This is a genomic window from Streptomyces avidinii (genome assembly GCF_045161815.1).
GTDB lineage: Bacteria > Actinomycetota > Actinomycetes > Streptomycetales > Streptomycetaceae > Streptomyces > Streptomyces avidinii.
In genome coordinates, this window is record NZ_CP108863.1 from 2338178 (window position 1) to 2358220 (window position 20043).

Genomic DNA, 20043 nt, shown 5'->3' on the forward strand with positions numbered 1-20043 from the left:
GTCCCGGGCGGTGCCGGATTGTCATCGTGGGGGCATGTTCATTCAGCCGTTTGATCCGCTGCCGCGCGCCGGGATAACCGCCGTCGGCAGTCTGCTGCCCGAGGAGGTGCTGTCCTCGGACGCCCTCCAGCGGGAGGTGGCGCGCCGCAGTGGCCTGACGCTGCCGCCCAGGCTGCTGACACAGGCCACCGGAATCGTCTCCCGCCGGGTCGTGGGCGAGGGCGTGTACGCCTCCACCCTCGCGGTGGGCGCCGCCCGCCGGGCCCTGGCCGCCGCCGGACTCGGCCCGCTGGACGTGGACCTGCTGCTGTTCGCGTCCGCCTCCCGCGACCTGGTCGAGCCGGCCACCGCGCACATCGTGCAGGCGGAACTGGGCTCGCGGGCCCACGCCCTGGACGTCACCAACGCCTGCAACAGCTTCGTCAACGGCATCGACCTCGCCCGCTCCATGATCCTCGCCGGGCGGGCGCGGCGGGCCCTGGTGGTCACGGGTGAGACGCCGAGCCGGGCGGTGCGCAGGGACCCGGCCGATCTCGCGGAGCTGCGGGACGGCTTCGCCGGTTACACGTTCGGCGATGCAGGGGCGGCGGTGCTCGTGGAGGCCGTGGAGCGCGGCGGGATCATCGACGTGGACACCGAGACCCACTCGGAGCACTGGGAGGTCGGGGGCATCCCGGGCGGCGGGTCGCGGCACCCGCGCGGGGACGCGTACACCTACTTCCGCGGCGACGGGCACGAACTGCGGGGCGTCTTCGAGAAGGTGGGCACGGCCGTCATCGACCGGACGCTGCACCGCACGGGGATGGACTGGGACGGCTTCGCCAGGGTGCTGGTGCACCAGGTGACGGTGCCGTACCTGGAGCGGTTCGCGGAACTGACCGGGGTGCCCGCCGGGAAGCTGGTGGTGACGGTGCCCGAGCTCGGCAATGTCGCGAGCGCGAGCATCGGGCTCCAGCTGGACCGGGTCTTCGGGGAACTCGCGCCGGGGGAACGGGTGCTGTTCGTGGGCCTCGGCGGCGGCATCAGCATCATGACGATGGTCTGGGAGAAGTCGTGACGGCCGCGGACGCCCCGATGTGGGTGATCGTGCCCGCGTACGAGGAGGAGGCCCGGCTGGCCGACACCCTGCGGGCGCTCGCCGCGCAGCGGGACCGGGACTTCACCCTGCTGGTCGTCGACAACGCCTCGGCGGACGGTACCGGGGCCGTGGCCCGCGCGTTCGCGGCCGGCGCGCCCTTCCCGGTGGAGGTGATCGAGGAGCCGGAGAAGGGCGTCGGCTCCGCGGTGGACACCGGTTTCCGGTACGCGATCGGCCGGGGCGCCGCCCTGCTGGCCCGGACGGACGCCGACTGCCTGCCCCGTCCCGGCTGGACCGGCGCCGCCCGGACCGCGCTCCACCGCAGCCCCGGGCTGGTGTGCGGGCGGATCGTGGCCCGCCGCGACGAGCACGGCCCGCTGGGCCGGGCCGGGTTCGGCGCTCTGGTGTCCCTCGCCGTGCTCTTCGGCCGACTGCGGCCCGAGCACGCCCGGCGGCGCGGCTACCGGGCGCCGTACCGCATGCACGCCGGGAACAACATGGCCATCACGGCCGAGCTGTACCTGACCGTCGGGGGTATGCCCCGGCGCCCCTCGCCGACCGACCGGCTCTTCCTCAACGCCGTACGCCGCCACACCGACCGGATCACGCACTGCCGGGAGATGGTCGTCGAGAACTCGACGCGGCGCCTGCGGGCCTACGGGATCGCCGGCACCGCCCGCTGGTACCTCGACCAGGGCAGCGGCACGCACGGAACGGACGACCCCCGCTGATGCTGGACCGCCTCGACCGCGCACTGCGCAGCCGCCCCGAGCGGCCCGCCGTACTCACCGCCACCCGTACCGGCGCACCCCGGGTACGGGCCACCCGCGGCGAACTCGCCGAGTTGTCCGATGCCTTCGCCGCGGCCCTGCACGCGCGCGGGCTGCGCGCCGGGGACACCGTCGGCGTCGCCGTACGCCCCGGTCCGCGCGCCCTCGCCGTCCTGCTCGCGCTGTGGCGGCTCGGGCTGCGCGGGGCCGTACTGGACCCGGGCGCCGGGCACGATGTGCTGCGCGCCCGCCTCGCGCTGGCCCGGCCCTCGCTGGTGCTGGCCGACGCTGCAGCGCAGGCGGTGGCGGGCTGGGCCCGGCCGCTGGCCCGCCGGGCCCGGCTCGCGCTGCCGGACCTTGCCGAGCTCGGGCCGGTGGCCACGGTCGGGCCGCGGCTGCCGGGCTGCGCGCCCGCGCTGGACCCGGACGCGCCGCGCCACGGGGTGCCCGCGCCCGGCGCCGGCCCGGACGGGGACGCCGACGCGGTGATCGTGTTCACCTCCGGAACCACCTCCCGGCCGCGGGCCGTCGTACACACCCGGGCGAGCCTTTCGGCCGGGATGGCCACGGTCTCCTCCCTCTTCGACGCGCCGGGGGACCGCCCGGTGCTCGGCGGCACCTTCTTCGTCCTCGTGCCGGCGCTGACGCGCGGCGCCCCCGTCGCCCTCCCGGCGGGCAGCGCCCGGGTGCTGGCGCGGCAGCTGCACCGGCTGCGGCCGCAGGACACCTATCTGACCCCGCCCCGGCTGCGGGACGCGCTGGGCGCGGGCGCCCGCTTCCACGGCCGGGTGTGGACGGGCTCGGCCCCGGCCGGCGCCGGGCTGCTGGAACGCGTGCGCGCGGCGGGCGCGGCCGAGGCCTGGGGGGTGTACGCGCTCACCGAGCTGTTCCCGGCCGCCGCGGTCGAGTCACGCGAGAAGTCCGCCTTCGACGGGGCCGGGGACCTGGTCGGGGCGCCGCTGCCGGGCGTGCTCGCCAAGCCGGACGAGAGCGGGCAGCTGCTGCTGTCCGGTCCCGCGGCCCGCCACCGCTACCTCGGGGAGGAGCCCGACGCGTGGGTGCGTACGGGCGACCGGGCCCGGCTGGACGGCGCGGGCCGCATCGTCCTCGAGGGCCGGAGCAAGGACATGGTGCTGCGCCGGGCGGAGAACATCTACCCGGGGCTGTACGAGCCCGCCCTGCACGTGCCGGGGGTGGAACTGGCCGTGCTCGTCGGGATCCCCGCGGGCGACGGCGACGAACGTCTCGTCGCCGTCGTGCAGCCGCAGCGCGGCGCGGACGAACGGGCCCTGCGCGCCGCCCTGTCGGAGCCGGTCGGGCGGATGGGCACGGCCCGGCCCGACGCACTGCTCCTCGCGCGGATCCCGCTGTCGGGGCGCTCGCGCAAACCGGACCGGGCGGCGACGGCCGCCCTCGCGGCGCGCCGCCTGGGCCCCGCGCGATGACGGCCCGCGCCGCCCGGCCGGCCGATTCCACGGAGGTGGACCCCCGATGAGCACCACGTCCCACGCCCGGGCCCGCCGCCGGGACCGCCGGGTCTACCTGCGCAGCCATCCCCTGCTGTTCGGGCTGCTCGCCGCCGGCCGCGGGCGTGCGGTGCGACGGCTCGGCCGGACCCTGCTGGTGCACGGGCCGGACGCCTACCGGGAGGCCCTGACCCGGCTGCCGCTCGACCGGACGGCGGCCGGTACGACGGGCGCCGCCGCGCGCGCGGCCCTGCGCGACGGCGGGGGCGTGCTGTTCGACCAGGAGGGCGGCGGGCACCGGGCGGACCGGCGGGGCCTCGCGGGCGCTCTGGGCACGGCCGGGGTCGAGGAACTCCGGGCGCTCTGGCAGCCCTTGCTCGTACGCCGGCTCGCGCCGCTGGCGCGGGGCGGCGAGGTGGACCTCGTCGACCTCGCGCGGGAGCTCTCCGGGTCGGTGGTGTGCGCCTTGCTGGGGTCCGGCGCCGACCCGCGGGCGGTCGCGGGAGCGGCCGCCGAGGCCGCTGCCGCCTCCGTACGCAGTCACCTGCCGGGTCCGCGCCGCGCGCGGGCCGAGGCCGCCGCGGCCCGCGCCACCGACCGGCTCCGTCTGCTCCTGGGCCCTGCCGAGGAGGCCCTGTCGGTGATGGTGGCGGTGGCCGCCGTCAACACCACGGTCGCCGCGCTGCCGCGGGCGGTGGCCTGGTGCGCCGACGCGGGGCTGTGGGACCAGGCGGCGGACGCGGCCCTGCGGCCCGTGCTGGCCGACGAGCTGCTGCGGGTCACCGCGGCCTCCCCGCTGCTGCCCCGGGTGGCCGCGGCGGACGGGGCCGTCGGCGGCTGCCCGGTGCGGGGCGGCGACCGGCTGCTGCTGGTCGCCCGGCACGCGGCCGCCGCGCACCGGCGCGACCCGGACGCCCTGCGGCCCGCCGGCCCGGCGGTGGCCCGGCTGGTGTTCGGTGCCGGACCGCACGCCTGCCCCGGGGCCCGGCTGGCCCGGGTGCAACTGGCCGACGTCCTGGGCGCGCTGGCCCCGTACCGGCCTGAGGTCGCGCGGGCCCGGGTGGACCGGGGCGCGGCGCTGCCCGGCTGGCGCGCACTGACCGTACGGGCCGGGGCCGCGGGAGCCACCGGGACCGCGGGGGCCGGAGCCGCCGGAGCCGCGCGGTGATCGCGGTCACGGGGGCGAGTGGTTTCTGCGGCGGGCACGTCGCACGCGCCGCCGCGGCGGCCGGGGCCGAGGTGGTGTGCCTGGGCCGCAGGCCCGGCCCGGTGGGCACGCACCGGTTCTGGGACGCCGCCCGGGAGCTGCCGGACCTGACGGGCGCGGACCTGGTGGTGCACTGCGCGGCGGCCGTCGGGGATCCCGCGCCCGGCTCGCGGGCCGCGGCGCTGATGCGCGCGGTCAACGTGGACGGTACGGAGCGGCTGCTGAGGGCGGCCGGCGGGCGGCCCGTGGTGTGGGTGAGCAGCGCCAGTGTGTACGACCCGCGGCGCGACCGCGGCCTGGTCGGCGAGGAGCACCCGCGCGCCGGGCAGTTGAACGCCTACGGGCGGACCAAGGCACAGGGCGAGGCCCTGGCGCTGGCCGCGGGGGCGGTGGTGCTGCGGCCGCGGGCCGTCTACGGACCGGGCGACACCACGCTGCTGCCCCGGCTGCTGTCCCGGGTCCGGGCGGGCACGCTGCTGCTGCCCGGCCCGGACGTACGGCTCAGCCTCACCGCGGTGGAGAACCTGACGCGGGCCTGCCTGGCCGCGCCCGGCTGGGCGCCGGGTGCGTACAACATCGCCGACGGCGAGCCGTACGGCCGCGACGCCGCGGTGCGGGCGGTGCTGCGCGCCCACGGCGTCCGGGCCCGGATCCGGCACCTCCCGCTGCCGGTGGCCGCCGCGGCGGCGCGGATCGCGGAGGCCGTGGCGACGGCGGCCGGCACCGAACCGGCCCTCAGCCGCTACGCGGTGGACCAGCTGGCGCACCCGGTGGTACTGGACCTCACCCGGGCCCGGGCGCGGGGCTGGAGCCCGCACCGGAGCCTGGCCGACCACCTGGCGTCGGTGACGGCGGCCCGGCCCGGGCTCAGCCGCTGACGGGCGCCGGGGCCTGCGCCTTGGTGATGAGCAGGTCGAGCAGCGCGATCAGGGACGCGCGGACGTCCGTACGGGAGCGGGCGTCGAGCATGAGGACGGGCGTGTTCGGATCGCGCAGGTGCAGCGCGGCCGCGATCTCCTCGGCGGTGTAGGGCTGTTCGCCGTGGAAGCAGTTCGCGCCGACCACGAAGGGCAGGCCGCGGCTCTCGAAGAAGTCCACGGCCGGGAAGCTGCGGTCGAGGCGGCCGGTGTCGACCAGCACGATCGCCCCGAGCGCGCCGTTCAGCAGGTCGTCCCACATGAACCAGAAGCGTTCCTGGCCGGGCGTGCCGAACAGGTAGAGGACGACTCCGGCGTCGGTGAGGGTGAGCCGGCCGAAGTCCATCGCCACGGTGGTCACCGTCTTGGACTCGATGCCGTCGAGGTCGTCGACGCCGACACCGGCGGCGGTCAGCCGTTCCTCCGTGCGCAGCGGCTCGATCTCGGAGATCGTCTCCACCAGCGTCGTCTTCCCGACCCCGAACCCGCCGGCGACGAGGATCTTGACCGGGGCCGGTTCCCGGTGGGCGGTCTCGGTCGTGTCATATCCGGGCAAGGCTGTCCCTGATTCTCATGAGCAGGTGCACGTCGGTGGTCTCGGCGACCGCCAGGGGCGGCCGGTGGTGGATCAGCCCGCGGTCGGCGAGTTCACCGAGGAGCAGCGTCATCGGGGTGAGGCGGATGTTCATCCGCGCCGCTATCTCGGCGACCGCCCGCCCGCCCGGCGGCGCGCACATGGCGAGGATCTCCTGCCACTCGGTGGGCAGGCCGCCGTCCACGTCCGCGCCGGTCGCCGCCGTGATCGTGGTGTCCATGGTGAGGACGTTGTGCGCTGCGGCCGTACGCCCGTCGGTCAGGGCGTACAGCCGCGTCCGGCGGCGGCCGGCGGGCTGTGGCTGTGGCTCGTCCTGCGGCATTATGCGGACGGCTGGCCGCGCTCGGGGGTGCCCAGCCACTCGCCGAGCGCCTGCGCGGTCCGTACGGCCTCGCCGCCCAGCTCGCCGAGCCGCGCCTTGCGGGAGGTCACCACGATGAGCGTGCTGCCCTCGCCGCATCCGACGATGCACAGGTACCGGTCGTCCATCTCGACGAGCTGGCGGATGACGCGGCCGCCGTCGACGTCCCGGGATATCGCCTTCATCGTGGACGCGATGCCGGAGGCCGCGGCCGCCATGCGCTCGGCCTGGGGCTCGTCCAGCAGGTAGGCGCTGAGCTTGATGCCGTCGTTGGACAGGAGCACGGCTCCCTGGACGCCGGCGATCCTGCTCAGGTTGTTGTCGAGGACGCTGTAGATCGCGTCGTTGGCTGCCGCAGTGTTCGGTGAGGTGGTCATGGCTGATCCCGTCGGAGCTCTTCTTCCACTGTCTGGGTCCCCTGTTCGTAGTCCGCCCAGGCATCGGCCACCTCTTCGGGTGTCGCGGTGTCGGGCCGGACCACGGTCTCCTGCGCGCGGGGCTCGCGCAGCTGCTCGGCGATGTGGGTCTGCGGGACGCGCTCCGGGAGGGCCGGGCGGACCGCGAGTGCGGGTACCAGCGCGGGGGCGGGTGCGGCCGCGGGCACGGCCGCGGGTGCCTTGGTACGGCGGCTCGGCAGGCCGGCGCTCGTGTGCACGACCGGCTCGGGGGCGGGCTCGGGCCCGCTCGCCGCGGACGGTTCCGGCACCGAATCAGCCGGAGCGGGCTCCGGGTCGGGGGCGGGGAGCAGCTCCGGGACCGGGGCCGGGGCCTCCAGCGCACGCTGCGGCTCGGGCTCGGGGGCGCGCGGGTCCCGGTCGTCGGTGGCCACCAGCAGCTCATGGGGCAGGATCACCACCGCCGAGGTGCCGCCGTACACCGAGCGTCGCAGGGTGACCGTGGCCCGGAGCTGCTCGGCGAGGTGCCCGACGACGAAGAGCCCGAGCCGGTGGGCGTTCTGCGCCAGGACGGAGTACGGCGGGGCCGCGTGCAGGCGCCCGTTCATCTCCTCGTAGCGCTCCGGGCTCACGCGCGGCCCGCGGTCCTCGATCTCGACGGACAGCCCGTCCGCCACCACCTCGGCGCGGATGACCACCTTGGCGCGCGGCGGGGAGAACCGGGTGGCATTGTCCAGCAGTTCCGCGAGCAGGTGGCTGATCCGGCTGATCGCGCTCGGTTCCACACTGGTCTCGTCCAGGGCCTGCCGCTCGATGCGCCGGAAGTCCTCGACCTCCGCGGCCGCTTCGCGCAGCAGGTCGGCCACGCGCATCGGCTCGGTGTGCGGGTCGGGGACCTCACCGCCCGCGAGGATGAGGAGGTTCTCGATCTGGCGCCGCATGCCGACCGTCAGCTGGTCGGCCTTCATCAGCTCCGCGAGCAGCGCCTCGTCGTGGCCGAAGGTGTCCTGGAGGTCCTCGGTGAGGCTCAGCTGGCGGCTGACCAGGTTCCCGGTCCGCGAGGCGATGCCGGAGGCGAACAGGCCGAATCCGTGGCGCTCGGCGGCGAGCCGGCGGTGTCCGTCGACGGACACGGCGACGGCCCGGGCGAACGCGTCGCTGATGCGTCCGACCTCGTCCCGGTCCCCGCTCACGGCCGGCAGGGCCTCGGGGTCCACGGTCTGTCCGCGCTGGAGCCGGGAGACGACGTCGGGCAGTGTCTCCTCCGCGACGGTCACGGTGCGTTCGTGCAGGTCGTGGAGGCGGCGCAGGACCGACCGGGTGGTGATGACGACCACGACGACGACGGCCAGCAGCCCGCCGGCGCTGCCCCCGATCAGCCAGGCGACCTCGGTCTGCAGCTCGGCGGCCTTGGCGTCGCCGCGGGCGAGGACCGAGCGGGCCAGGTCGATGTTGAGCGTGGTCATCTGCACCGAGAAGTTGGCGTGCGCGGAGGGCCAGCCCGCGATCTCGGCGGGCAGCCTGATGCCCGAGACGATGTCCTTGTGCCCGGAGAGGACCGCGCTCTCGATGCGCGTCTTGGTCTGCCAGTCCGTGGAGCCGACGACCCGCTCGTAGAACCGCTGGTCCCGCGCCGTGAGGTGCGGCACGATCAACGCCTCGTGCAGGTACCGCTGGGCGCCCAGGGCGCTGACGAACTGGTCGTAGCCGGCGAAGCTCAGTTCCCCGGACGGCCCGGCCAGGGCCAGGACGGTGTCCTCGCGCGCCACCATCTCCGTGGCCTGGAGCATCGACACCACGGGGCGGCTCGCCTGGGCGAGTTCGGCGTCCTCGGCGTGGCTGAACTCCTGCTGGTACACCTGGATGACCTTGCCGATCACCTCGGAGTAGTAGGCCAGCGTGCTGTCGGCGGTGCCGCTGCGGGTGTCCGCCCGCTGACGGTGGTCGGCGAGCTTGTCGAGTTGCCGGGTCACTTCCCCGAAGGACCTCGACGGATCGACCGCCAGGCGGCGGAACTCGGCCGCGGCCAGGTCCGTGGCCTCGCGCCGGGCGCGCAGTTCGCCCTCGGACCCGCCGGTCTCCGCCCAGCGGGAGGCGGTCGCCGTCCGCTCGGCCTGCATGTCGACCATGAGCGTGTAGAGCGGGGCGCCGATCTGCTCGGCGGCCACCACGTCGGACCGCAGCTGCTCCGACTGGTCCAGCAACCGCTCCGCGGTCAAAGCCACTTGGGTGCCCATCGCGACGGTGGGGACCACCGCCAGCCAGATGAGCAGGGTGCGCAGGCGCACGGTGCGCCGCCGACGGGGCGTCGACTGCCGTCGTATGCCTTCGGGTTCTATGGGAGACATCGGTCCTCGCGAGCGGGGGACGGCGGGAGGGTGCCGATCATAACCAGACATGGCGAAGAATCGGATAGCTGTCCCCGTTGGCCGAAGCGTGCTACTTGCGGCGAATCATCGCAGGCCAGAGATCGGATCGGAATCGAACTGCGATGTACTCGACATCATTGCCGCCCCGTCATGTTCCGGCCGCCGCTCCGCCGGGCCCCCGAGCGGTCATCGGCGGTACGGGGAGGACGACTTCGGCCCGGACCGGCCGAACCGGACGGAGCGGGCCGAAGCGGGCATCGGCGAGCTGTCCGAGCGTCAGGACACCGGGCGCTTCCGGCTGCCGGTGCGGAGGGAGTCCGGGTCCGCCCGGCGAAATCCGTTGACCCGGGGGACGCGGCCTGCGGATGATCGGGGCGGCGGCGGGGAGACCCTGCTCGGGAGCACCCCGCCCGCTCTCCGGGTGGACGTGGGTCCCGATCCTGCCCTCGCCGCCCTCGGACGCACGGACGGGGTGCTCGTGACCACGCAGGAGCAGGAGGCCGTGCACGCGGCCATGGTCGCGGCCGGGGCCGACCGCTGGGCGGGCGGCCAGCCCTGCACGTTCTCCGCGCTGCTCGATTGCTGGGGCGACGAGGTGGCGGGCGTGGAGGAGGGCTACGCGTGGTGCCTCGCCGAGTTCGACAGCGACATCTGGTGCCGGACCACGCTGGCCCGCGTCTGGCCCCTGTTGCCCCCGCGCGTCCGGTCGGCCCGGCAGCCGAGGCTCCACGAGCTCGACGAACGGTTCCGCGCGGCGACGATCGGGTGGCCCGGCCGCGGCGGCGAGGAGCAGTGGTGGCTGTGGCGCGTCCCCCGACTGCTCGTGACCGAACCCGGGGACCCCTACGACGGGGGCTGGCCCGCGGGCTGGGTGAGGATGCCCTTCCCCAAGCCGGATTCCGTCCGCGTCATCACCTGACCCGCCGCACGTACGGGCCCGCCGGCCCGGTTCGCCACCGCGAACCGGAGCAGGTGCAGCCCCCGGGAACGCACGACAGGACGGCCGCCACCGGGTCCGGTGGCGGCCGTCCTGTCGTGCGTTCCCGGGGCCGCGGCCGCGGGCCGCGGCGTCAGCCCTCCGTCGGGGTCAGGCGCAGGGAGATGCTGTTGATGCAGTAGCGCTGGTCCGTCGGGGTCGGGTAGCCCTCACCCTCGAACACGTGGCCGAGGTGGGACCCGCACGTCGCACAGCGGACCTCCGTGCGGACCATGCCGTGCGAGGTGTCCGCGATCAGTTCGACCGCGTCGGTGTCCTTCGGGTCGAAGAAGGACGGCCAGCCGCAGTGCGACTCGAACTTCTCCGACGAGCGGAACAGCTCGGACCCGCAGCCGCGGCAGGAGTAGACGCCGTCCGTCTTGGTGTCCGTGTACTCACCGCGGAAGGCCGGTTCGGTGCCCGCCAGGCGCAGTACCTGGTACTCGGACGGGGTCAGCTCCGCCTGCCACTGCTCGTCCGTCTTCTCGACCTCGTACGACATGACTCTCCCGCTCCCTGTGACCTTCAGCTCGACAGCCGGGCGAGGATGGCCGGACCGAGGTCCGTGACGTCGCCCGCGCCCATGGTGAGAACGAGATCACCGGGCTTGGCCATTCCCGCGATGGCGTCGGCGACGGCCGCCTTGTCGTGCTCGGCGGTGACGTCGGCGCCCGCCGACCGGGCGGCCGCGATGATCAGCTCGCTGGTCACGCCGGGGATCGGGTCCTCGCGGGCCGGGTAGATGTCCAGGACCAGGGAGGCGTCGGCGAGCGCCAGCGACCGGCCCATCTCCTTGCCCAGCTCCTGGGTGCGGGAGAAGAGGTGCGGCTGGAAGACGACCAGGATCCGGGCGTCCCCGGCGGCTCCGCGGATGGCCTCCAGGTCGGCGGTCATCTCGGTGGGGTGGTGCGCGTAGGAGTCGATGACCTGGACGCCGGCGGCCTCGCCCTTGAGCTGGAGGCGGCGCTTGACGCCGGTGTACTTGCCGAGCGCGCTCGCCAGGTTGTGCGCCGGGATGCCGAGGGCCACGCCCGCGGCGAGGGCCGCCACGGCGTTGTGCGCGTAGTGGCGGCCGGGGACCGAGACGGTGAAGGTGAGCATCCGGCCGTCCAGGACCACGGTGACCTCGCTGGTCAGGCCGCGCGGGGTGATCTTGGTGATGCGGACGTCGGCGCCCTCCTCCTCGCCGTACGTGACGACGGTGAGGCCCTCCCGGCCCGCGACCCGGCGGGCGATCTCGGCCGCGCCCTCCTGGCCGTGGGCGACGACGAGGGTGCCGCCGGGCACGACCTTGCCGACGAAGGTCTCGAAGGACTCGTAGATCTCCTCGATGGAGGCGTAGTTCGCGTGGTGGTCGAGCTCCGCGTTGAGGATGATCGCGACCTGCGGGGTGTACTTGTGGAAGGTGCGGTCGCTCTCGTCCGCCTCGGCGACGAAGATGTCGCCCTCGCCGTGGTGGGCGTTGGAGCCGGGGGCGTCCAGGTCGCCGCCGATGGCGTAGGAGGGGTCCAGACCCAGGGCCGAGAGGGACACCGCCAGCATCGAGGTGGTGGTCGTCTTGCCGTGCGTGCCGGCGACGGCGATCGGGCGCAGCCCGTCCATCAGGGCGGCCAGCGCGTCGGAGCGGTGCACGACGGGGATGCCGAGCTCGGCGGCACGGGCCAGCTCGGGGTTGTCGGCGCGGATGGCGCTGGAGACGACCACGCAGGTGGAGTCGGCGGCGAGGTTCCCGGCCGCGTGACCGCCGTGGACGGTGGCGCCGTGGGCGCGCAGCGCCTCGGCGGTCTCGGAGTCGCCGCGGGTGTCGCTGCCCGCGACCCGCGCTCCCCGCTGGGCCAGGATCTTCGCGATGCCGGACATGCCGGCGCCGCCGATACCGATGAAGTGGGGCCGTTCCATCGCGGTCGGCAGGCCGGGCTTCATTCAGGTCGCTCCAGGATCGTGTCGTGCGGGTGCGCGTGAGGCTCTGACTGGCCCCAGCCTATTCGTTGTGGGCGAAGAGCTTGAGCACGGGAACGCCGACCTTGTGGCGGGCGCGGGAGGCCCAGTCCCGGTGGAAGAACTCCTCCACGAAGTGCGGGGCGGTCAGGACGATCACCTCGTCGGCGCCGTGCTCGTCCACGACGGTCTTCAGTTTGTCGAGCGGGTGGTCCTCGATGATCTGCCCGACGGCCTTGGCGCCCTTGGCGCGCAGCGCGTTCAGGGAGTGCGCGAGGGCGTGTGCGGCGGGGCCGAGGGCATCGTCGCCCTCGGGTTCGTCACCCTCGTGGATGGCCTCGGGGAGCTCACCGAGCGCTACGTCGTCGATGGCGCGCAGCAGTCGGTCCTGGTCGCCCCGGGGTTGCATGAGGACGATGAAGGAGACCGCGTCGTCCCCGTGCAGGGTGGTGACGAAGTCCACGTCCACCGCCGTCAACGGCTGCTCGATCATCAATACGCTCGTGAACACGGACGCCCTCTCCTTCATGGGCCGAGGCCGGCCGGCCGACCCCTGCGGAAACCATCCTGCCCCGCTGTCGCACGGGGCCTGCGCAGACATACCTGCCCAGTTATGTGCCCAGCGGAAGCAAAGCGGAACGACAAATTCCGGGCCTTGTCAGATCCGACGGTAGCTCGTGAAGAGGAACCCGGCCTCTTCCAGTACACACGCGGGCGCGAGCCGGTGCGGAACCGTGACGGAAGGGCCGCCGGCGATCCGCTGGGCCCCGCCCGCCGCGAGCATCGGGGAGATCGTCAAGCACAGCTCGTCCAGCGCGTCGGCGGCCACGAACTGGCCCAGCAGCCGGGGCCCGCCCTCGGTGAGCTGGCGGCGCAGCCCGCGCGCGGCGAGCTCCCGGACCGCCCGGGCGGTGTCCACGCCCGCGCCCTCACCGGCCACCACGACCTCGGCCCCGGCCCCGACCGCCTCGGCCACCCGGGCGGCCGGCGCGGCGGCTCCGGTGACCACCAGGGTCGGCACCAGCGGCGAGGTGAACAGGGGCAGCGAGAAGTCCAGGTCCAGGCTCGCGGTGACCACGGCGATGGCGGGGGCCGGGCCCTGCCCGGAGGCGGCCCGGCGGGCGGCGAAGGCCTCCCGGGCCCGGGCGGGGCGGTAGCCCTCCTGGCGAACCGTTTCCGCGCCGACGACCACCACATCGGCCAGCGCCCGCAGGGTGCCGAAGATCCGCATGTCGGTCTCGCCGGAGATGGGCTGCGAGCGTCCGTCGTGCTGGGCCGCCCCGTCCAGGGTGGAGACCATGTTCGCCCGGAGCCAGTGGCCGTCCGCCGCCAGCTCCGGGTACGCGTAGGCCTCCGCCAGCTCGTCGAGCGACCACTCCCGGTCGGCCAGGTCGGCCGGATCCCGGGGCGAGGCTGATGTCTGATCGGTCACAGGGAACAGGCGTCGCATCGGTGCAGTGTGCCACGCCCCGTAGAGTTAAGAGCTGTGTCAACATCTCTCTCCACCTCCGGTTACACCTCCGGCCGGCCTCATATAGCCGACGCGGGCCCCCAGGCCCTCTGCGCGCGCGAGCCCCGGGTGCCCGCCGAGCGGCTGGTGGCCGAGATGGTGCCGCCGCCGCGCTTCGACTCGGTGCGCTTCGACACGTACAACCCGGACCCGACCCAGCCGAGCCAGTCCGAGGCCGTCACCGTGCTGAGCGGCTTCGCCGCCGGGCTGGGCGGGGCGCACGCCACCGGCTCCGGCCGCAAGCGCTGGTTCTCGAAGAAGCCGGCCGCCCCGGCCGCCCCGCGCGGGGTCTACCTCGACGGCGGCTACGGCGTCGGCAAGACCCACCTGCTCGCCTCCCTGTGGCACGCCACCCCCGCCGAGCCCGCGCTCAAGGCCTTCGGCACCTTCGTGGAGCTGACCAACCTGGTCGGCGCGCTCGGCTTCCAGCAGACCGTGCAGACCCTGGGCGGACACCGGCTGCTGTGCATCGACGAGTTCGAGCTGGACGACCCGGGCGACACCGTCCTGGTGTCCTCGCTGCTCAGCCGCCTCGTCGAGCAGGGCGTGGCGCTCGCCGCCACCTCCAACACGCTGCCGGGCAAGCTCGGCGAGGGCCGCTTCGCCGCCGCCGACTTCCTGCGCGAGATCCAGGGGCTGTCGGCCCACTTCCGGCCGCTGCGCATCGACGGCCAGGACTACCGCCACCGCGGCCTTCCGGAGGCCCCTGCTCCGTTCTCCGACGAGCAGGTCACCAAGGCCGCGTACGCGACCGAGGGCGCGAGCCTGGACGACTTCCCCGGCCTGCTCGAACACCTGGCCAGGGTGCACCCGAGCCGCTACGGCGCGCTGACCGACGGCCTGACGGCCGTCTGCCTGACCGGCGTCGGCCCGGTGCCGGACCAGTCGACGGCGCTGCGGCTGGTGGTACTGGCCGACCGGCTGTACGACCGCGAGATCCCGGTCCTGGCCTCCGGGGTCCCCTTCGACAAGCTGTTCAGTGAGGAAATGCTGAACGGCGGCTATCGCAAGAAGTATTTCCGCGCCATATCGCGGCTCACCGCGCTGGCACGCGACGCGAAGCCCCTGGTCTCCCAGTAGGTTTGGGGACGCCGGGGACCTTCGGGTACTCCGGCCGTTCCCACTTCTACGAAGGGATCCACCATGGCCGCCACACGCAACGCACACGCCGTCTGGGAAGGCGACCTGTTCGAGGGCAAGGGCGTCGTCACCCTCGACTCGTCCGGCCTCGGCAGCTACCCGGTCTCCTGGCCCGCGCGCACCGACGAGGCGGCAAACGGGCGGACCAGCCCGGAGGAGCTCATCGCCGCCGCGCACTCCAGCTGCTTCAACATGGCCTTCTCGAACGTCCTGGCGAAGGCGGGCAACCCGCCGGCCAAGCTGACCACTTCGGCCGCCGTCACCTTCGTGCCCGGCAAGGGCATCACCGGCATCCACCTCACCACCGAGGGCGAGGTGCCGGGCCTGGACGCCGACGCGTTCACCGCCGCGGCCGAGGACGCCAAGGCGAACTGCCCGGTCAGCCAGGCGCTGACGGGCACCACGATCACCCTGAGCGCCAAGCTCGTCTGATCCTCCCGCTTCCGCTCCGGCGGGGGCGCGGGCCGCGGGGTGCGGCCCGCGCCCCCGTCAGGCGGTCGCCAACTGCGGGATCAGGCGCATCGCGTTGTCGTGGTAGATCCCCTGCAGCTGCTCCGGGGTGAAGGCCGGGTCCGCTTCGAGGGAGGGGAGCGCCAGGTCCATGACCGTGTCGGCGGGAGCGGCGGGCCAGTCGGTGCCGAAGAGGATGTGGTCGGCCGGCACGTGCTCCAGCAGGGTCGTGGCGGGCGCCATGGGGCCAGCCGTGTCGTAGTAGAAGCGGCTCAGGTGGTCGCGGACGGCGGCGGGTTCGACGCTCGGTTCGCAGAACCGCCCGAGGGCCTGCAGGCGCGTCGCGATGTACGGCAGGAAGCCCCCGGCGTGCGGCAGGACGACGGAGAGGTCCGGGAAGCGGTCCAGCGTCCTCCTGCTGATCATGTTCACGGCGGCGCGCGTGGTGTCCAGCAGGAAGTCGCACATGAAGTTCGGAATGCCCGGAACCGTCGACGCACCGGGGCCACCGGCCGCACCCGGCCCTCCGGGCGGGCCGTCGGGAAGATTGTGCGGGTGGGTGTCCACCACGGCGGAGTAGTCGTTCAGCTCGTGGAACAGCCGGTCGTAGGCGGGATCGCCGAGGTAGACGCCCCCGTAGTTGGCCGTCACGTTCACCCCGACGGCGCCGAGCTGCCCGAGCCCGCGGCGTACGGCCCAGGACGAGGCCTCGGGGTCGTCCAGGAACAGCGGCACGTAGTACGAGAACCGTCCCGGGTGCGACTGCGCTACCTCGATCATCGACTGCAGCGTGATGTTGATCGCTTCCCGCAGTTGCGCCGACGACCGGTAGCGCGCCGGCAGCATCGGTTTGAGGACGGCGGTGGTGATGCCCGCGTCGTCCATGAAGCGGATCGCCGCCCCGGTGTCGAGCCGGGTCCACGGGGGCAGCCGTTCCGGCTTGATCAGTCCGTGGTGCGCGGCCCAGTCGCGCCATTGCGGCGCGCAGAAGTGATGATGCATGTCGATCTTCGAATGAACCGCGCCGGCCGCGTCATGCGTGCCGGGTACGGAGGAGCCGTGCGCGACCCGGATGACCTCACTGGTGCCCACCGCGGCAATGCGCAGTTCGTCCGCCGGTGTTCCCAGCAGGCGCACCGGGGAGGTACTCACGGAATCCGTCATGCCAATCCACCGCCCATCGGGTCTGGGTTACTTTCCGGAGGCCACGGAGGCCAGGGACGGCTCGCCCGGGTCCCCGCCGGCACGCGCGGGCTCCAGGACGATCCGGAGGTGTTCGAGGCCGCGGAACGCCGGCACGGGCCCCTTGAGCCACGCCCTCCCGGTCTCCTGTGCGTCGGCGAGCTCCATGTCCGGGAACTCCCGCAGGAGGCAGCCGATCGCGATCTCGAGTTCGAGCCGCGCCAGGGGCGCCCCCAGGCAGTAGTGGGTTCCGTGCCCGAAGCCCAGGTGGGTCCCCTGGAGGCCCTCGCGCGTCACGTCCAGCTCGTCGGGCAGGTCGAACTTCTCGGGGTCCCGGTTGGCCGAGGAGATCGCGATCTGCACGAGGGAGCCCTCGGGGATGAGCGTGCCCCGGATCTCGGCGTCCTGCGCCGCGTACCGGAAGGTCGACGTCTCCACCGATCCCTCGAAGCGCAGCATTTCCTCGACCGCGCGCGGGACGAGCGCGGGGTCCCTGCGGAGCATCGCCGCCTGGTCGGGGCGCAGCAGCAGGTTGAGGACGGAGTTCCCGATCTGGTAGGCGGTGGTCTTGTGGCCGGCGAAGAACAGGACCCACAGCGACGCCACCAGTTCGGGATCCTCCAGCCGTTCCTCCGCCTGGAGGAGGTCGCTGAGGAAAGAGTCCGACGGGTGGTCGCGGGTGTCCGAGATGAGCCGCTCCAACCGGTGCTGCAGGCGCTCCTCGGCGGCCTTCAGCTCCGCCCTCCTGCTGGGATCGAACCGGGAGCGGGTCACCACCGCGAACTGCTCCAGGATCTCCGGGCGGTCCTCCTGCGGGATGCCCATCAGTTCGCACAGGACCGCGATGGGCAGCGGGAAGGCGAACGAGGCCATCAGATCGACCGTGCCCGCCCTGCGGCATTCGCGAAGGATCTGCTCGGCGATCTCGGTGATCCTCGGGCGCATCTGCTCCACCCGCCGGGGGGTGAAGGCGCTCCGCAGGATGCGCCGCAACCGCGTGTGCCGGGGCGGGTCGGAGAAGAGCACGTTGTCGTCGAGCGCGTCGAAGAAGCTGCCGTACACGGCGTGGTAGGTGTCGATGGCGCCGTGCATGTTCTTGCTGAACCGGGGGTCCGACAGTGCGTCTCGGGCGTCGTCGTGACGGGTGATGAGGTACGTGTCGATCCCGTGCGGAGGAGTCAGCCGGCACACCGGTGCCTGCTCGCGCAGGGTGGCGTACAGGGGGTGGGGGCACTGCCGGTACTCCGGCGCGCCCCGGGACACGGCCGAGACGATCTCGTGCAGCTCGCCTCCGCCGTTCGGTGCCGCATCCTGCTGCGCCATGGTCCGTAGCCTCCGTCGCATTCGCCTTCTGGGGACATCACCGGTTCCCCGTACGGATGCCTCGCGAAACGGCGGCCTTCCCGTTCGAGTGAGCCGGCCGCGGCGGTGGCCGGGACGGGTCCGGCCGGCCGTCAGCCGATCGGCGGTCGTCCGTCCGGGCCGAGTGTGTGGCGGGCGCGGCGGCCCGGGGAAGGGCTGCAGGTGCCCCAGCCAGCCCGTCACAAGGAGCCCGCGCATGGCCCGCCGTCTCGCCCCGGCCCTCACCGCAGCCGCCTCGCTCACCCTGGCGGCCCTCGCCGCTCCCTGCGCCCCGTCCGCCGCGGCGGACCCGGGCCCCGGCCGGGCCCTGGGCGACCGGGCCCTCGTGTACGCGGCGACCGCCAGGTTCCAGGTGCACGCCAACGCGGTGGCGGCGGGCTACAAGCCCGACCAGTACTGCGTCGTCGACAAGGCGGGCACCGGCGCGCTCGGTTACCCGCACTTCAATCACAAGTACGACAACTCCGTCGACCCGGCGAAGCCCGCCGCACTGTTCTACGAGGACGACGGACGCGGCGGCAAGCGGCTCGTCGCGGTCCAGTGGCTGGTCTACGACCGCGACCAGAAGGTGACGACGGACGACGACCGCCCCACGATGTTCGGTACCGCCTTCCAGGGCCCCCGGCCCGGCAACTTCCCCGGTCAGCCGGTGCACTACGCCCTGCACATGTGGCTCTGGAAGAAGAATCCCGGCGGCCTGTTCAAGACCTTCAACCAGGCGGTGAACTGCCTCCCGGGCACCACCCGCCCCAAGCCCGCCGTCTGATGCCGCCCGTGCGGCCGCCGGAGTCCGTCACCCGGCGCAGCCTGCTCGCCGCGGGCACGATCGCCTTCAGCGGGGCGTTCGGCGCGCTGTTCGCCGGTGGCGACGCCCGGGCCGCCCGTGCCACCCGCGCACCCCGGGCCCCCCGGACCGACCGCGGTTACGGGCCGCTGGTGGCCGATCCGCGCGGGCTGCTCGACCTGCCCGCGGGGTTCACGTACCGGGTGCTCTCCCGGGCCGGCGCTTCGCTGCGCTCCGGTGAGGGCCCCGTGCCCGCCAACTGCGACGGCATGGCCGCCTTCGACGCGGGCGGCGGGCGCGTGCGGCTGGTCCGCAACCACGAGAACCGCACCACCGCGGCCCTGCGCGTCCCCGCCGTCCCGGGACTGACCTACGACCCCCAAGCCCTCGGCGGCTGCACCGCCCTGGAGCTCGACGCGGCCGGACGGGTCACGGGCGAGCGGGTCGCCCTCGCCGGCACCGCCGTCAACTGCGCGGGCGGCCGCACCCCCTGGAACACCTGGCTGAGCTGTGAGGAGACCGAGGACCGCGCGGGCACCTCCGGCTACACCCGGGACCACGGATACGTCTTCGAGGTGGACCCCGCCGACCCGCACCGCTCGGGCGCGGTCCCGCTCACCGCGATGGGCCGCTTCGCCCACGAGGCCGTCGCCGTGGACCCGTACCGCGGGGTGGTCTACGAGACGGAGGACGCCTTCGTCCGGCCCTTCGGGCTCTTCTACCGGTTCCTGCCGCAGCGGCCGCTCGCGGGGCTCGGCTCGCTGCGGGCGGGGGGCCGGCTGGAGGCCATGCGGGTCCCGGGGCTGGCGGACCTGGCGGCGGTGGACGAGCCGGGGGCGCGGTTCCCGGTGGAGTGGGTGACCGTACCGGACCCCTCGGCGGCCGGGACACCGATCCGGCTCCAGGACTTCGGGCCGGGCGGGATCACCCACGCCCAGAAGCTGGAGGGCTGCTACTGGGGCGACGGCGGAGTCCACTTCGTGTCCAGCTTCGCCCGCAGCGCCGAGGGGGCGGCCGCCGACCATCACGGGCAGGTGTGGTTCTACGATCCGCGGCGCTCGGTGCTGCGGCTGGACGTGCTGTTCGGCCCGGCCGCCGACATCGCGCTGCCCGGGGACTCCCCCGACAACATCTGCCCGGGCCCGGACGGCGGACTGATGGTCTGCGAGGACGGCGGCGGGGCGCAGTACGTCTTCGGGGTGACGACGAGCGGCGAGGTCTACCCGATGGCCCGCAACGCAGAGGACATCGGGCGGCCCGGCGCCCCGGAGTGGGGGGAGTTCGCCGGGGTCACCTTCTCCCCCGACGGGCGGACGATGTTCGTGAACGCCTACGCACCCGGCACCACGTTCGCCGTGACGGGGCCCTGGCACTGACCTCGCGCTCCCGTTCGGTCTGCCGGAAGATCGCACCGCGGGGGACCGCCGCCGGGTGCTGCGGGAGCATCTCGAAGACCTCGATCCGCGGTATCCGAAGGGGGAGTTCGACATCGAGGAGTGCCGCAGGCTGCTGCCGGCGGGGTGAGTTCCGCTCGACCGCCTGT

Annotated in this window: 20 protein-coding genes; 10 read left to right on the forward strand and 10 right to left on the reverse strand. The window is 74.1% G+C overall.

All coding sequences use genetic code 11. From position 1 onward, the window contains the following. Positions 1 to 34: 34 nt before the first annotated feature. Genes OG373_RS10315 through OG373_RS10335 form a run of 5 tightly spaced genes read left to right on the forward strand, consistent with a single transcriptional unit; the run spans position 35 to position 5399 of the window. Positions 35 to 1057, forward strand: a complete 1023-nt coding sequence (locus tag OG373_RS10315) for a 3-oxoacyl-ACP synthase III family protein (RefSeq protein ID WP_405437661.1) — start codon at positions 35 to 37, stop codon at positions 1055 to 1057. After that, entirely contained in the window at positions 1054 to 1809 is a 756-nt protein-coding gene (locus tag OG373_RS10320) for a glycosyltransferase family A protein (RefSeq protein ID WP_405437663.1), read from the forward strand. The genes OG373_RS10315 and OG373_RS10320 overlap by 4 nt, the downstream gene beginning before the upstream one ends. Further along, positions 1809 to 3293, forward strand: a complete 1485-nt coding sequence (locus OG373_RS10325) for a class I adenylate-forming enzyme family protein (protein ID WP_405437665.1) — start codon at positions 1809 to 1811, stop codon at positions 3291 to 3293. The genes OG373_RS10320 and OG373_RS10325 overlap by 1 nt, the downstream gene beginning before the upstream one ends. A 46-nt stretch (positions 3294 to 3339) precedes the next feature. After that, positions 3340 to 4482, forward strand: coding sequence for a cytochrome P450 (locus OG373_RS10330; protein ID WP_405437667.1), 1143 nt, complete (start codon positions 3340 to 3342; stop codon positions 4480 to 4482). After that, positions 4479 to 5399, forward strand: coding sequence for an NAD-dependent epimerase/dehydratase family protein (locus OG373_RS10335; RefSeq protein WP_405437668.1), 921 nt, complete (start codon positions 4479 to 4481; stop codon positions 5397 to 5399). The genes OG373_RS10330 and OG373_RS10335 overlap by 4 nt, the downstream gene beginning before the upstream one ends. Here the strand turns inward: OG373_RS10335 and OG373_RS10340 are convergent. The 4 genes from OG373_RS10340 to OG373_RS10355 are packed head-to-tail and all read right to left on the reverse strand — an operon-like array spanning position 5389 to position 9137. Then, entirely contained in the window at positions 5389 to 5994 is a 606-nt protein-coding gene (locus OG373_RS10340) for a GTP-binding protein (protein WP_397729921.1), read from the reverse strand. The genes OG373_RS10335 and OG373_RS10340 overlap by 11 nt on opposite strands. Continuing rightward, positions 5981 to 6355 (reverse strand): DUF742 domain-containing protein, encoded by a 375-nt coding sequence (locus tag OG373_RS10345; RefSeq protein WP_397729923.1) that lies wholly within the window; start codon positions 6353 to 6355, stop codon positions 5981 to 5983. Before OG373_RS10345 ends, OG373_RS10340 begins: the two co-directional genes overlap by 14 nt. Further along, on the reverse strand, positions 6355 to 6771 hold the full coding sequence (locus OG373_RS10350; protein WP_189967541.1) for a roadblock/LC7 domain-containing protein: 417 nt from the start codon (positions 6769 to 6771) through the stop codon (positions 6355 to 6357). The genes OG373_RS10345 and OG373_RS10350 overlap by 1 nt, the downstream gene beginning before the upstream one ends. After that, a complete protein-coding gene (locus OG373_RS10355; RefSeq protein WP_405437670.1) occupies positions 6768 to 9137 on the reverse strand; it encodes a nitrate- and nitrite sensing domain-containing protein in 2370 nt (789 codons plus the stop codon). Before OG373_RS10355 ends, OG373_RS10350 begins: the two co-directional genes overlap by 4 nt. A gap of 448 nt (positions 9138 to 9585) precedes the next feature. Between OG373_RS10355 and OG373_RS10360 the strand changes: the two genes are divergently transcribed. Further along, positions 9586 to 10077 carry a hypothetical protein gene (locus OG373_RS10360; RefSeq protein ID WP_405437671.1) on the forward strand — a complete coding sequence of 164 codons (492 nt, stop codon included), beginning with the start codon at positions 9586 to 9588 and terminating at the stop codon, positions 10075 to 10077. 151 nt (positions 10078 to 10228) lie between these two features. Here the strand turns inward: OG373_RS10360 and msrB are convergent, their stop codons facing one another. The 4 genes from msrB to OG373_RS10380 form a co-directional block, all read right to left on the reverse strand. Beyond that, positions 10229 to 10636 carry a peptide-methionine (R)-S-oxide reductase MsrB gene (msrB, locus tag OG373_RS10365; protein WP_405437673.1) on the reverse strand — a complete coding sequence of 136 codons (408 nt, stop codon included), beginning with the start codon at positions 10634 to 10636 and terminating at the stop codon, positions 10229 to 10231. Positions 10637 to 10659: 23 nt separating this feature from the next. After that, positions 10660 to 12057 (reverse strand): UDP-N-acetylmuramate--L-alanine ligase, encoded by a 1398-nt coding sequence (gene murC / locus OG373_RS10370; RefSeq protein WP_405437675.1) that lies wholly within the window; start codon positions 12055 to 12057, stop codon positions 10660 to 10662. Between the two features lie 58 nt (positions 12058 to 12115). Beyond that, on the reverse strand, positions 12116 to 12583 hold the full coding sequence (locus tag OG373_RS10375) for an indole-3-glycerol phosphate synthase (protein WP_328961139.1): 468 nt from the start codon (positions 12581 to 12583) through the stop codon (positions 12116 to 12118). A 147-nt stretch (positions 12584 to 12730) separates the two neighbouring features. Then, positions 12731 to 13522: a pyrimidine reductase family protein gene (locus OG373_RS10380; protein WP_405437676.1), complete on the reverse strand. Its 792-nt coding sequence runs from the start codon at positions 13520 to 13522 to the stop codon at positions 12731 to 12733. A gap of 84 nt (positions 13523 to 13606) precedes the next feature. On the opposite strand from OG373_RS10380, the gene zapE reads away from it, so the two are divergent. Both zapE and OG373_RS10390 read left to right on the forward strand, forming a co-directional pair. After that, the gene (zapE, locus tag OG373_RS10385; protein ID WP_397730042.1) at positions 13607 to 14662 is read left to right on the forward strand and encodes a cell division protein ZapE; all 1056 of its coding nucleotides are present in this window, start codon (positions 13607 to 13609) and stop codon (positions 14660 to 14662) included. A gap of 63 nt (positions 14663 to 14725) precedes the next feature. Beyond that, on the forward strand, positions 14726 to 15154 hold the full coding sequence (locus tag OG373_RS10390; RefSeq protein ID WP_314248514.1) for an OsmC family protein: 429 nt from the start codon (positions 14726 to 14728) through the stop codon (positions 15152 to 15154). A gap of 57 nt (positions 15155 to 15211) precedes the next feature. Here OG373_RS10390 and OG373_RS10395 read toward each other — a convergent pair whose 3' ends face one another. Then, positions 15212 to 16336, reverse strand: coding sequence for an amidohydrolase family protein (locus tag OG373_RS10395; RefSeq protein WP_405437678.1), 1125 nt, complete (start codon positions 16334 to 16336; stop codon positions 15212 to 15214). A 27-nt stretch (positions 16337 to 16363) separates the two neighbouring features. Then, positions 16364 to 17677, reverse strand: a complete 1314-nt coding sequence (locus OG373_RS10400) for a cytochrome P450 (RefSeq protein WP_405437680.1) — start codon at positions 17675 to 17677, stop codon at positions 16364 to 16366. Positions 17678 to 17912: 235 nt separating this feature from the next. Here OG373_RS10400 and OG373_RS10405 point away from each other — a divergent pair, with 235 nt between their 5' ends. Continuing rightward, positions 17913 to 18482 (forward strand): hypothetical protein, encoded by a 570-nt coding sequence (locus OG373_RS10405; protein WP_405437682.1) that lies wholly within the window; start codon positions 17913 to 17915, stop codon positions 18480 to 18482. A gap of 8 nt (positions 18483 to 18490) precedes the next feature. Further along, complete coding sequence (locus tag OG373_RS10410; RefSeq protein ID WP_405437683.1) at positions 18491 to 19876, forward strand: alkaline phosphatase PhoX; 1386 nt, start codon at positions 18491 to 18493, stop codon at positions 19874 to 19876. Positions 19877 to 20043: the final 167 nt, after the last annotated feature.

Coding starts and splice junctions, on each gene's coding strand:
- OG373_RS10315 (WP_405437661.1), top strand. CDS start 35: ATGTTCATTCAGCCGTTTGATCCGCTGCCGCGCGCCGGGATAACCGCC.
- OG373_RS10325 (WP_405437665.1), top strand. CDS start 1,809: ATGCTGGACCGCCTCGACCGCGCACTGCGCAGCCGCCCCGAGCGGCCC.
- OG373_RS10330 (WP_405437667.1), top strand. CDS start 3,340: ATGAGCACCACGTCCCACGCCCGGGCCCGCCGCCGGGACCGCCGGGTC.
- OG373_RS10345 (WP_397729923.1), bottom strand. CDS start 6,355: ATGCCGCAGGACGAGCCACAGCCACAGCCCGCCGGCCGCCGCCGGACG.
- OG373_RS10350 (WP_189967541.1), bottom strand. CDS start 6,771: ATGACCACCTCACCGAACACTGCGGCAGCCAACGACGCGATCTACAGC.
- OG373_RS10355 (WP_405437670.1), bottom strand. CDS start 9,137: ATGTCTCCCATAGAACCCGAAGGCATACGACGGCAGTCGACGCCCCGT.
- msrB (WP_405437673.1), bottom strand. CDS start 10,636: ATGTCGTACGAGGTCGAGAAGACGGACGAGCAGTGGCAGGCGGAGCTG.
- murC (WP_405437675.1), bottom strand. CDS start 12,057: ATGAAGCCCGGCCTGCCGACCGCGATGGAACGGCCCCACTTCATCGGT.
- OG373_RS10380 (WP_405437676.1), bottom strand. CDS start 13,522: ATGCGACGCCTGTTCCCTGTGACCGATCAGACATCAGCCTCGCCCCGG.
- OG373_RS10390 (WP_314248514.1), top strand. CDS start 14,726: ATGGCCGCCACACGCAACGCACACGCCGTCTGGGAAGGCGACCTGTTC.
- OG373_RS10395 (WP_405437678.1), bottom strand. CDS start 16,336: ATGACGGATTCCGTGAGTACCTCCCCGGTGCGCCTGCTGGGAACACCG.
- OG373_RS10400 (WP_405437680.1), bottom strand. CDS start 17,677: ATGGCGCAGCAGGATGCGGCACCGAACGGCGGAGGCGAGCTGCACGAG.
- OG373_RS10405 (WP_405437682.1), top strand. CDS start 17,913: ATGGCCCGCCGTCTCGCCCCGGCCCTCACCGCAGCCGCCTCGCTCACC.